The 12,030-nt window shown below is 54.2% G+C and carries 8 protein-coding genes; 5 read left to right on the top strand and 3 right to left on the bottom strand.

Annotated elements, in window-relative coordinates; genetic code table 11:
- Positions 1-171: 171 nt before the first annotated feature.
- The 5 genes from AQ981_RS19135 to AQ981_RS19115 all read left to right on the top strand — a co-directional run bounded on the left by AQ981_RS19135 (position 172) and on the right by AQ981_RS19115 (position 8,289).
- A complete protein-coding gene (locus AQ981_RS19135) occupies positions 172-2,619 on the top strand; it encodes an aminotransferase class V-fold PLP-dependent enzyme (RefSeq protein WP_082683219.1) in 2,448 nt (815 codons plus the stop codon).
- A 702-nt stretch (positions 2,620-3,321) separates the two neighbouring features.
- Entirely contained in the window at positions 3,322-5,484 is a 2,163-nt protein-coding gene (locus tag AQ981_RS19130; RefSeq protein ID WP_058913355.1) for a type VI secretion system Vgr family protein, read from the top strand.
- A gap of 4 nt (positions 5,485-5,488) precedes the next feature.
- On the top strand, positions 5,489-6,844 hold the full coding sequence (locus AQ981_RS19125) for a VRR-NUC domain-containing protein (RefSeq protein WP_058913354.1): 1,356 nt from the start codon (positions 5,489-5,491) through the stop codon (positions 6,842-6,844).
- Between the two features lie 21 nt (positions 6,845-6,865).
- On the top strand, positions 6,866-8,014 hold the full coding sequence (locus tag AQ981_RS19120; RefSeq protein WP_058913353.1) for a type VI immunity family protein: 1,149 nt from the start codon (positions 6,866-6,868) through the stop codon (positions 8,012-8,014).
- A gap of 5 nt (positions 8,015-8,019) precedes the next feature.
- Positions 8,020-8,289, top strand: a complete 270-nt coding sequence (locus AQ981_RS19115) for a PAAR domain-containing protein (protein ID WP_058913352.1) — start codon at positions 8,020-8,022, stop codon at positions 8,287-8,289.
- Between the two features lie 298 nt (positions 8,290-8,587).
- On the opposite strand, the gene AQ981_RS19110 is transcribed toward AQ981_RS19115, so the two are convergent.
- The 3 genes from AQ981_RS19110 to AQ981_RS19100 are packed head-to-tail and all read right to left on the bottom strand — an operon-like array spanning position 8,588 to position 11,990.
- A complete protein-coding gene (locus AQ981_RS19110; RefSeq protein WP_058913351.1) occupies positions 8,588-10,453 on the bottom strand; it encodes a tail fiber protein in 1,866 nt (621 codons plus the stop codon).
- Between the two features lie 29 nt (positions 10,454-10,482).
- The gene (locus AQ981_RS27880) at positions 10,483-11,373 is read right to left on the bottom strand and encodes a collagen-like protein (RefSeq protein ID WP_058913350.1); all 891 of its coding nucleotides are present in this window, start codon (positions 11,371-11,373) and stop codon (positions 10,483-10,485) included.
- A 5-nt stretch (positions 11,374-11,378) separates the two neighbouring features.
- Complete coding sequence (locus AQ981_RS19100) at positions 11,379-11,990, bottom strand: baseplate wedge 1 family protein (RefSeq protein ID WP_058913349.1); 612 nt, start codon at positions 11,988-11,990, stop codon at positions 11,379-11,381.
- Positions 11,991-12,030: the final 40 nt, after the last annotated feature.

Below are 12,030 nucleotides of genomic sequence, written 5' to 3'. Positions count from 1 at the left end.
CGAAAACATTAATCCACGGCAGTCTGATTATTGAGTCAGACACAGGCATTCAGGATATTTAATATATTCCGAATCGCTTACAGATTATCCGGCAATAATCACATCAGGATAATCCCATAAAAAACACGTTTAAAAACAGTGTTCCAGCTAACATCTTTCGGATAGCTAACTATGAATAATTCAGCACAACATCACTATCAGATGATATCAGATCAAAAATGGTCACTCAGTACGTTCACGGAATTCTATGAACGTGTCCTGGGGCCCCGGCTCTTCAGCCCCTACGGAGAACTGCTGGCCAGAGAGATTCGCAGGGAGATCGATATTGAAGCGCCGCCCACACGCATCCTTGAAGTTGCCTGCGGAACGGGACGCATCACCACTTATCTCTACGAAGATTTGGCCAGACCACTCAACATCCAGCTCACCGCCACCGATCTGTCGAAGATTGCCATCGACATGGCGCAAAGCGTGGTCAGTGAAGATCTTAAGCGTGACGTCACCTTCCTGGCGGACGTTGACATGGCGGAGATGCCCTTCGCGGATGACAGCTTCGACATCATCGTTTGCGGCTTTGGGCTGATGTTCCCCTCCGACAAAGCCCGGGTGGCCCGGGAGTTCAAGCGGGTACTGCGCCCCGGAGGGAAGATCTACGGTACAGTTTTCCACTATAACCAGTTATTCGACATGGCGCGGCGCGAATCGCAGAAATTCTTTGGAATACCTTCGGCGATCATGGATGCGGCCCTGAGTCTGAGCGATCACACGCCCATCACTCGCACATTGTCCCTCGAAGGGCTGTGCCAGAACGTCGACGAGATAGTGACTTTGTATCCGCTGACCTTTCACCTTGATGAAAGGGACACCCGCGAATTCCTGTTCAACGTCTGCATCCTTCTGGAAGAGTTCAACCAGTGTGATGGCCCCACCCGGGAAGAATACTTAGATTTGATGCTCCACGAGTTTCACGCCCGGGTTCCCGATCGCCGCTATCAGGTAAACGCCTGGCTGATACGGGGCCAGGTTGACCCGGCGGGCAAAGAGTCCGTTGAGCAGAACCTGGTCCCCGAATTCGCTGAACTGGAGGCGTTTTATCAATTAACGCCGGACGTTTTCGACAGCCATGAGGACCCGCAACGCTCGCAGCAGGACGCCCGGCTGTTGCAGAATTATCAAACCATGCGACAACGGTTCCTGGCGGAACATCCCATCTACCCTGAGGATGCGGTCGAAGCGCTGCGCGCAAGCGACTTTTCGCGTCTGGATGCCCATCGGGTGGCCTACCTGGATCATGTCGGCGGAACGCTTGCTCCGCAGAGCCTTATCGAAGCGGACTATCAGGCGCTCAGTAGCACCATCCTTGGTAATCCTCATAGCGGTTCCAGCTCTTCCGCACAAAGCTATGAGCAGGCACGCCAGGCCATATATCATTTCTTCCGCTGTCCGGCAGAGGAATATGAAATCATTTTCACCGCCAACGCCAGCAGCGCCATTCGACTGGTGGCCGAATCCTTCCCCTTCGGGAGCGGGTCTGATGTCCTGCTCACTAAGGACAACCATACGTCAGTCCACGGGCTGCGGGAATACGCCAAATCGAAAGGCGCCTCGGTAAAATACATCCCCCTGGACCAGGACCTACAGATCCTGGAAAATTCGATGCGCCGCGCGTTAGATAACCTGGCCGCCGGGCCTGTACATCTGCTGGCCTACCCGGCGCAGTCCAACGCTACCGGCATCAGACACGATCTGCAATGGATTCAGGCCGCGCAACAACGGGGCGCTATGGTTCTGTTGGATGCCGCTGCCTTTGTCCCACAGTCCCGGCTGGATTATTCGGTGCATCAGCCCGACTTTATGTCGATCTCGTTTTACAAGATGTTCGGCTATCCGACCGGTTCCGGCTGTCTGATCGCTAAAAAATCCTCGCTGCACAAGCTGACACCGCACTCCTTCGCCGGCGGTTCGGTGTGCTACTACTCAGGCCCGTGGTCACCCACTGAACGGCTACTGTACCGTGACGATGGCCGGCGATTCGAGGTGGGTACGCCAAACTATGCCTCATTCCATGCCATCGCCCAGGGCTTTGATTTCCTTTCCCGGCTGGAGCCAGAGGATATTGGGGCTCGTTCAACGGCGCTTGCCAGATGGCTTGAAGCGCGGCTATCGGAACTTCGCCACAGCACTAAGCTCAGGACCCCACTATGCAACATTTATGGATTGTCGGTCGGGAACCGGGGAGCCACTGTGATGCTGAACTTTTTCGATTGTTATAATGCCATCTTTCCCCATGCGCTCATCAGGCAAGCCCTGGAGCGCTATGGCATCATCGTGCGCAATGGGTGCTTCTGCAATCTGGGGGCGGTTCAGCAAGCGACGTACACCACCGCCGGTGCGGAGCACTGCGAGCTTGATAAGACGGAAAAAATCCTCGACTGCAGGACTTTTGATGACAAGATTCTCAACAAGGGCAGTTGCGGAGCCATCCGTGTTTCGCTCGGTCTCGGGTCAAACTTCCGTGACGTTTACCGCTTCTACCTGTTTGCGAAGGGGCTTTTGAATAGCGACGCGGCCGGGTTTGAAGAAGCCATGGCCGATGGCGACCTGGCTTACGCCGGCTGAAATTCCCGCCGGCTATCACCTCGCCGACCGACTCGCGGTATTTGTTTTAACGGCGAATACTGCGGGTCGTCGGGTAGAAACGGGCAACCATCGTTTGATGTGGACAATAATAGGCATCATTAGTGCAAGAATCGGTGCCGAAACCCACGGGTTCGATATTGTTCACTGTCAGAATGGGCATGTAGTTCCCCCTGGCAAAGGGTATTGTCCAGCGGGTGCATATACAGGCCCCTGGTCGATATTCTGCCATCGACGAATCTGTCGGCTCCCCACCTGAATCATTACAGACAATCACACTCATCGCTATAATGCCTGGTCTAATGGTGGGACAGACAGTGACCTGGTGTAGTTACTTTCCCCCTGGGGAACGCTTATTTCCCTTAAAAGTCACAGAATGTTTGATAGGCATAATCGGAAAAATAATACTTACCAATATCATAGCCTTAACAAATTCACGAATTGAGAAATAAAATATCCCATCAGATAAAATAACTTTTTCAGATTAAAAAATTTAGCAGGCAAAAATTATAATATTTATTCCTGTACAGGTCTGAGAAAGATAAATCGCTTATATTGATATTCTCTTACCGCGCTATTAACCTGCAACTTTCAGCATCTGTTTACTATGGTGTTTATTAAATGTTCCTGTAGTTACTTTTAAAAATGCCTGTACTAAACAGTGCGACTCAAGGACAGGTGAATATGCTGAACACAGGCAAGGATGCGTCAGGGCTGCGGTTTACCCTGAATATTAACGGGCTTCCCGCAGATACGTTCGCCGTTACGGCGTTCACCCTGCATGAGCACTATTCCACCCCGTTCCAGCTGGATATTGAAGCGACCGGCTTTACCTCCGGCGTGACGTTTGCCTCCCTGCTGGATAACAACGCCACGCTGACTGTCTGGCGAAACATGCAGGTACAGCGTGTCGTCAATGGCATTATCAGCGATGTGCAGCAGAACGATGCCGGCAGATACCGCTCCCGCTATCGCCTGACTGTCCGCCCGGCGCTCTGGCGTGCGTCACTGGGCAGGCAGTCGCGTATTTTTCAGCAACAGAATGTTCAGGGCATACTGGAAACCCTGCTGCGCGAACATCGCATCAGCGACGTTGAATTTTCCCTGCGCTATCCCCGCGCCGTCCGCGAGTTCTGCGTCCAGTACCAGGAAAGCGATGCCAGTTTCATTCAGCGTATGGCGGCGGAAGAAGGGATATTTTATTTTTTCGAACACACCGCCGGCAGGCACACGCTGGTGTTTGCCGATGACAGCGCCATGCTGCATAACGGCCCGGTGCTGCCATATCAGCCCGACACATCGTCTCCTGACGTCCTGTGCGTTTCCTCCTTTCAGCGCCGGGAAAGTCTGCGCCCTGGTCAGGTTCTGCCAAAAGACTACACCTTTAAAAATCCGCGCTGGCCTGCTGAATATCGTACAGATATCCGGGAGACAGAAAGCCAGGGCGCCACGTATTCTCACTACGATTATCCCGGACGTTACAAGGGCGACCCTGCCGGCCAGCAGTTTGCGCAATGGAGAATTCAGGCGCTGCGCAACGATGCCCGCCAGGGTGAAGGCACCACGAACTGCCCGGCGCTGGAGCCGGGGGTATGTTTCACCCTGGCCAACCACCCGCTGGAAGCCTGTAACGGTCGCTGGCAGATTACCGGCGCCACACATTCCGGGAGACAGCCCCAGGCTCTGGAAGGGGACAGCGGCGAAGCCGGCGCCACCCTGGAATGCCGGTTTACGTATATTCCCCCTCAGCAGCACTGGCGCCCGCTGTCACTGCCGAAACCGCGGATTGATGGCGCCCAGATTGCCATTGTCACCGGCCCACCAGGCGAGGAAATTTACTGCGACGAGTATGGCCGCGTCAGGGTGCGTTTCCCGTGGGATTTGTCCGGCAGAACCGATGACAGTAGTTCCTGCTGGGTGCGGGTCTCTCACCCGTGGGCCGGACAGGGCTGGGGGATGTCGGCCATTCCGCGCGTCGGTCATGAGGTCATTGTTGAGTTTCTCAACGGCGACCCGGACCAGCCGGTAATTATCGGGCGCACTTATCATGCCGGCAACCTGCCCCCGGGCAGACTGCCGGGCACCAAAACACAGATGACCCTGCGCTCAAAAACCCACAAGGGCGAGGGATTTAACGAACTGCGTTTTGAAGACCGCAGTGACCAGGAAGAAATCTATATTCACGCGCAGCGGGACATGACCACCGATGTGCTGCACGACCATACCACCCGAATCAACCACGATATGAAGCTGGAGGTCGACAATAACCGAACATCGGTTATTAAAGCTGACGACGATGAATCCATCGGTGGCTACCGGACGCTGGCTGTGGCGAAAGACCAGACCATCACCATTGAAGGGCAGCACACTGCCGTGGTGCGCAAAAGCCGCTTTAGCGAAGTGGATGGCAATGACTCACTGCGAGCCGGCAAGCATATCACCCTCCATTCAGACAGCGGGCAGATTGAAATCGGCAATGCCGGCGGGCGGATTATCATTGATGCCGTCGGGAATATCCGGATTGAAGGGGTCAGCATCACGCTGGCTGAACACGCCTCCGGCGTCATGCCCCCGGCCCCGCTGTTTAACTATTCCGCCCGCTATACCCTGCTGAATGAAGAGACCGGCGCCCCGCTGATCAGTACGGCATACACCATCAAAAGCGCGGCGACCGGACAGGTGATTTCCGGTATCACCGATGCGCTGGGCAGAACCCTGACGGTGCGCAGCGAACAGGAAGATAATCTCGAACTGAGTATTCCGCAAGCCGAAGAGCCGGTAAAGGAAAAACTCTTCCTGGCCGGCAGCAATGAGGTTGTTGAACGAGTAATGGAATTCAGGGAGTGAAACGATGAGTCATCCGGGAAACATCTGTCCTGCGGTCACCACGATTAACTGTACTATGGAGCGGGGGCGATTTCCCGCCGATGCTGACCCGTGCTACCTGGCACAGAAAGCAGAGATTGCCATCCGGCTGCCCGAGGGAATTGTGACGAAGACGGGTCTGCTGCGTTTTTTAAACCAGATGGTGGTCAGCGCCTTAATTCGTGCGGAAGAGAGAAAAGTCGAGTACCTGTGGGATTACAAAGCTGAGGTGGTGTTTGCCATGATGGATCCGGTACCGGTGCCCATCCTGACGACCAAAGATGAGGAAATAGAAAAATACGGCACCAATCTGCGTCACTCTCTCAGCCCGTTTGCCAGACCTTCGATAGACAATGCGGTGAAACATGGCGTGTACGGTATGCGCCGCCCGGATATTATTCTGGTTAAGGACAAAAGCCGGCGCTGGCCCGGGCGCGGGGCCACCTATTTCGACAATACCGCCTACAGCGACAACCTTAAGATGCTGATTGAAATGAAGTTTCCCGGCGATACTTTATCAAAAGGTCAGCGTGATGATTATGCCCTGATAGCCACCGACTCCCGTTTTGGTGTGATGCGCATTACCGATAACCGTAGCGAGCGGCAGAAGGAGTATGACCGGGCGTACAACCGGCGGAAACGCCCCTCTGCCCGGCGATATGTCCTGCCGCCGTTAATCGACAGTCCGGATGATCGACCGCAACCCGTCCCGGCGCCTCTTCCCGTGCCGCCTCCGGAAGGCGAGCCCGGCACCATTCCGCAACCGGTGTATGAAAACCTGCCGCTGCTGAGCCCCGCCCCCTGGGATTATCTGCCCACCGTGGAAGACTGGATCGTTCTGGGTAAGGAAGTCAGCAGCCTGATTGAGGATGGCTGGGAATATGTCCGTGACGGCACGCGCGAAAAGTTTCGCCAGTTTGGCGCCTGGGTGACCGAAAAGGGGAACTGGCTGTGCGAGGAGATAATCGACCCGATCACCAGGCAGGCCAGCTATGCCATCCGCTGGGTCAGTGAAAAAACCGGTGAAGTGCTGACCTGGACACTGTCACGGCTTCAGGAACTGTGGCTGAGCGTTCTGTCCGGGATGGATATGACGCTGGAATATCTGCAGAGTATCGACTGGGTGCAGATATTACTCGACATCGGGGACGGTACGGTTCAGTTGCTGATTAAAGTCAGAGATGAACTGGTCACCAATATCGTGGGGCTGGCCGTTGCCGCTGCGCTGATAATTCTGGTGGCTGCGCTTGTTGCTGCGGCTTCGGTGGGCAGTGCTGCGGTTGGCGCAGTGTGTGGTGCGCTGGCCCTGATGGGCGGTGGTACACTGGCGGCAGCACAATAATTAATTTTTCAGGGAGTGAACATGACATACAGTGAATATCAGACGCTGCTGGCGCAGCGGGCGCCGGAGTTTACCCTGACAGGGGATAATGATGTGGTGGTGACCCGGCTGGGGCTGTCCATTACGCTGTTTTTTAAGCAGGGCTATACCCCGGAAAAACGGCACAGAATACTGGCCTGCTTCCGGCGTTTTCGCGACGAATTTGGCAGTCATCTGCGCTTTCATACCCATGAATTTAAGGGCATGAAGAAGTACAGCCCGGAAAATATCGCAAAAGTGGAAACCGCCATCCTTGAAAAAGGTATTTATGACCAGAGCGGCTGGGAAATCAGCGATGCCAGAAATATGTATGAGGCCCCAGACTGCCTGATAAGCTATCTGGATACTCGTGAGGCGCAGAATAAAAACGAAAATTCATACCTGAGTCTGGTTCTGCCCCGGGATTATCTGAAAAATCAGGCTGGCATGGCCCGGTTTAACGACTGGTTGACGTTTCTCTGCCAGCAACTGGAGCCGGACAGCGGAGACTGTGGTTACTGTTTACTTCTGCCTCAGGATTACGATGATTACTGCCCTGCAGAATATGAACTGGCAAAGCGCTATCCCTCACTACAGGTGAACGCAAACGCATTTACTGCCAAGAGACAGTACAATAACAGTACCCGTGGCGTTAACTGGATAACCATCCTCCATCACCGCCATATCAAACGGCTGGGCGGAGAGGCATGGGTGCGGCAGATACTGTCCCGCGACCCGGCGATAACAACTGAAAATTATCCCGCCGGGCTGCTTATCCGGGCCGGGCAGTTCCCGGATTTAACGCCGGCTGTGGAAGGCCTCTCCCCTCACTACCTGGCCGTTAACCAGTTAATCCGCCCGATACGCGTTGTACCGCAGGAAGGTCACTCCCTGCACTTCTATGGCGTTAACCAGTTTGATGAGCAGTCCACCATCGCCTGGTATGCCCGCTATGACCAGGGCCCGCTGCAGGTATCCCCTCTCAAATCCGATACCCCGGCGCTGGTCAGCGGATACTGGAAGACCGGAGCCGGCTCAGGAACACTGCGGTTTATAGCCCAGGGCGAAATGGCTCCCCGCGCGTCTGACGGCAAAGAACTCTGGTGGGAGCTGGACCATGAGGCGGAAGATTTCAGGAATACGCAGGGATAACGGCGATGAGAACCACCGTACAGGGGAAGAAAGTGATTCTGGCCGGCGACACCACCACCACCGGCGGCAAAGTGCTGTCCGGCTCCCTTCTGGTAAATCAGTCTCAGGCGCTGGCCCGTAAGGGCGATCCGGTATTATGTCCTGCCTGTAAGTCGACAGGAAAGATAACGGAAGGCAGCTCTCTGGTAAATATTGAAGGGGTTGAAGTGGCACTGGAAGGGCATAACGTCAACTGTGGCTGCCGTGGGGGCTGTAAACTGGTTGCCCTGGGCTGACCAGACAGACACAGCAAATAGACTCTATTTTTTGACAATTGTGTTCCGAACTCGTCCCACGAAAGAAAAATCAGATGAAAAGGAAGAGGCACAACTTATTGATACTTAATGGCACGCCCTACAGGATTCGAACCTGTGACCTACGGCTTAGAAGAAAGTAGAGCGTTAAATAACACACTGTAATCACATATGTTTTCCGCGTTCGCATCCGGTTTTGTGTCTTTACGTGTCGTTGTATGACTTCCTTGTCCTTATGGTGCCATTCAGTTACGCCACATTTACGACACATCACAAATCATCAATGCTCAGTCCAGGCCGTGAACGCGATAGGCGTTCCAAACCCCGCCCGGCGGTACTCCTTATCTGAATTATATGGCCAGTAGAACTGGCGGCAGGCTCCCGTACTTACTCCAGTTGAAACCACTTTTAGCGCACCGGCTACAGCCTCGGGATAGTGAAGCGCTGTTGTTGCGTTGCTCGTCACGCTCTGGAAATACTCGCCTGCTGCCGTTATAGAATCCAGATCTATACCGGCGGGAATTGTGGCCCAGGCCAGTGGAACGGCGCCGACATCACCGGCTCCCAGACCGTTTTTTGTAGCCAGTGAACCAAGACCCAGATTTCCGCGTGCTGCCATTTGTGCTGCTGTTCCCGCCGCTTTAATTTCGGAAAGGTTATTGCTGATAGTCAGATAAATTTCTGGCACCACAGCTTCCGTTGCCGTGACAGTCACAGAGCGAGTGACGCCTGAACTTGCACCCGTGAGTGTGAGCGTCGCCGTCCCTGCGCTGTATATGTCCAGCACGCCCGAACTACTCAACGCCGCAACGCTACTATCCGACGATGACGCCAGGACAGTTTCTGTGTACCCGGTGGGTGAGTATGTGATCGGGACGTTATATGTGTTACCGGCCAGCAGCTCCGATGGAATGCTGCCGATCGTGATGCTGGTGAGCCACACGCTTTGCGTAATAACAGCGGTTGAAGTAAGCCCCGTTGAAATCGAGGCGATAATGGTCTGCGTCCCGCTGGCTCCCGGGTTTGCAGTGTACAATCCTGCACTGGATATGGAACCCAGCGACGTATCAGATACAGCCCACGATACCGGATAATCAACGGATAAGTTTGAAGGAACGATTATTGCTGAAAACTGGCGCACCTTCCCGGCCTCGATGCTGTCTGTTGCTGGTGTAATGATAATACCGGACGGGCCAGCCTCGCCGCCGCTCGACTCTGCCTGGTCGGTTTTAACAATGTACATAACCGCGATATTCGCTGGCCGGGTCTCATCTCCGCCGACATACGACGTCCCCGCCCTTGTTGTATTTTTTCGCGGACTACCGGGCCACATTAAGCCGCGGATTTCTTCCGGCCCATCAATACCATCAGATGCGCGCTCAACAGGGCTTGTGTGATTATGGCGTTGTACCTGCATTTCCTGAAGACTCAAAATGCCTCGGTTCGAATCAGGATCAACGGGTGAACCATGAGCCCAGCCGCGAACAAAGCGACCGCGTAAATCTGGTACAAAGCCACTCGGGAAAACGACTGAGAGTTTAGGGTTTTTCGCTTTATCAAAACTCTGGCCGTTTGCTTCCAGCCAGCCCTCTGGCGGTGTCGCCGTTCCCCACAGCATGATCCCGCCGACTGGCACTGTATACGGCTCAATAGACGTAAACAGCTTTTCATCCAGGCTATCAGCAAGCGCTTTCGTGCGCCGTGGAGTCATCACCTGCGTTGAGCCGGTACCGTCGAGCGCTTCAGCCTCTGTAGCCTCGCGCTGAATATACGATTGCCATTTTGAGGCGTCAGCGCCGGGTGTGGCCGTGTTGCTCGCCACCAGCGACAGATAGAGCGCGCCGTTATAGCTCACAACTACGCCAGCATCGTAGCCGAATGCTGTGCCGTTATTGTCAGCGCTGGTAATCCACTCCGGGTATCCGTTCGTCTGATACTGCCGGATAGCGCCGGTGATTGCGTTCAGAACGCCGTTCATAACATCGCGCTCGGGGTTTTTGGCGTTGGCGTCGGTTTTCGGGTTGCGCTGGTAATCCGGCCCCCAGCCGCTGGGATAACTCACTGAGCCATCAGCGGGCGCAGTTTCGGAAATGCTGGCGCGGTCCCCGCTGGAAGCCCATGGGACGCGAAAAAATTTCTGGTCCATTATTTTTACCTAAAAATGATCGGAGAGAATCAGGAGTTGCTGGACGTTTTACCGTAAAAATACAGCGCCTGAAACGTAATTACATGTACATCAGTCCCGGCAACCTCAGGGTAATCAGGCAGGCCCGATTCGTACCCCTCTGCTCTGGTTATTGGCGTAATGACGCCAGTCGAAACTGTCAGGGTGTGGGTGGGTATAGCCTGACAAATCAGCCAGACGGGGATTTGATAGCTGGCGTTCGTAGCTCCGCACCAGACATTGTATGGTATCAGCGTCCCGTCAGCCTGGCAGGGGTGTCTCTCAAGATAAACAGTCCCCAGTACGTTATGCGTACCCGATGACGTATTTATTGTTTGTTTGAAATAACAACCGCCGTTACCGATAGGTCCGCACGCGAATAGCGCCCCTTTCGTATCTGGCCCGTTTGTCGGGAAACTTGACGGAACTCCCACACGCGTTAACGACTCCACTGTGTTTTTGCCCCACAATCCCTCATCTGTCAGCGTTATACCGTTCCCATCCGCCGGGGACACCAGAACTTTCAGCCCGAGCGGGCCAGCGCTTTCATTGGTGTTATTCACAAGGGCGTTATTTGTTTCAGTGCCGATAATAATATCGGCAGCACCAGATTCACCCGGATCCCCTTTGTCTCCTTTGTCTCCTTTATCTCCCTTTTCACCCTGCGGCCCGGCTGGTCCTGCTGGTCCCTGTGGGCCAGTAGCGCCAGTGGCTCCGGTATCCCCTTTTTCACCTTTTGCACCTGTATCTCCTTTTTCGCCCTTTTCCCCGGCAGGGATTAGCGACTTAATCTGGTTTACCGTGGCCGCTACTGTTTCCCCTCCCTGCACTACCGCAAATTTTTCGCCACCAGTTAAAACCGCCGCCGGGTCTAATTCAGATATTTTAATTCCATCACTCATAGTTTTTACTCCGGACATTTAAAGTCATAGTGAAGCCCGTCCCCCCACCAGAACGGCGCATTATTAAAATTCATGTTGTACGGGCCGAACCCGAAAGGCTCATAATCAAGAACACGAAATTTAATACCCACCGTCGCCGGGCGCGGCAGTAGGTCATATTTCGCGAGGATGACAGCCAGATCATCGCTGGGCTGTTCATCGAAAACATACATGATGCAGGACATGTCGTTAGGATCGAGCGCGTAGGCCTTAATCTTGTCCCCTAACAGGTCTTTCAAGATGCCGTTAACTTCGGGTATCGTGCAGCGCGTGATCAGCTGGTAATAGCGCAGGCGGCACACCAGCCGCTTTTGCTCTGTAGTCAGTGTAAAGCCTGGGCACTCCTGCAGCGTGAACGACACTCGAAGCACCCGCGCCCAAATACCCAGGCCGAAATCGTTAGCTGTCCTGATGTCGAAAACGTCTCGATACCAGTCAGACCAGAACTGTGATTGCTCTTTAATGTACCAAGCCTGTTTCGCTTCAATCAGTGTTTCTATATTGGTTTCGTCAGTCTGCCAGATGATATTTCTCAGCAGGTCAACGCTGTTCTCAATCTCGGGGATAGTTTCAGCCATAATTTACCCATAAAAAAACCCGCCGGAGCGGGTTATTCGG

Source organism: Entomohabitans teleogrylli, from assembly GCF_001484765.1.
GTDB classification, from domain to species: domain Bacteria; phylum Pseudomonadota; class Gammaproteobacteria; order Enterobacterales; family Enterobacteriaceae; genus Entomohabitans; species Entomohabitans teleogrylli.
The sequence above is the reverse complement of the archived record's forward strand: the minus strand, read 5'-3'. Positions and strand labels throughout refer to the sequence as shown.

Excerpts from the sequence above, each read along its gene's own strand:
- AQ981_RS19120 (WP_058913353.1), top strand. The coding sequence starts at position 6,866 with ATGACATACAGTGAATATCAGACGCTGCTGGCGCAGCGGGCGCCGGAG.
- AQ981_RS19125 (WP_058913354.1), top strand. The coding sequence starts at position 5,489 with ATGAGTCATCCGGGAAACATCTGTCCTGCGGTCACCACGATTAACTGT.
- AQ981_RS19110 (WP_058913351.1), bottom strand. The coding sequence starts at position 10,453 with ATGGACCAGAAATTTTTTCGCGTCCCATGGGCTTCCAGCGGGGACCGC.
- AQ981_RS19135 (WP_082683219.1), top strand. The coding sequence starts at position 172 with ATGAATAATTCAGCACAACATCACTATCAGATGATATCAGATCAAAAA.
- AQ981_RS27880 (WP_058913350.1), bottom strand. The coding sequence starts at position 11,373 with ATGAGTGATGGAATTAAAATATCTGAATTAGACCCGGCGGCGGTTTTA.
- AQ981_RS19100 (WP_058913349.1), bottom strand. The coding sequence starts at position 11,990 with ATGGCTGAAACTATCCCCGAGATTGAGAACAGCGTTGACCTGCTGAGA.
- AQ981_RS19130 (WP_058913355.1), top strand. The coding sequence starts at position 3,322 with ATGCTGAACACAGGCAAGGATGCGTCAGGGCTGCGGTTTACCCTGAAT.
- AQ981_RS19115 (WP_058913352.1), top strand. The coding sequence starts at position 8,020 with ATGAGAACCACCGTACAGGGGAAGAAAGTGATTCTGGCCGGCGACACC.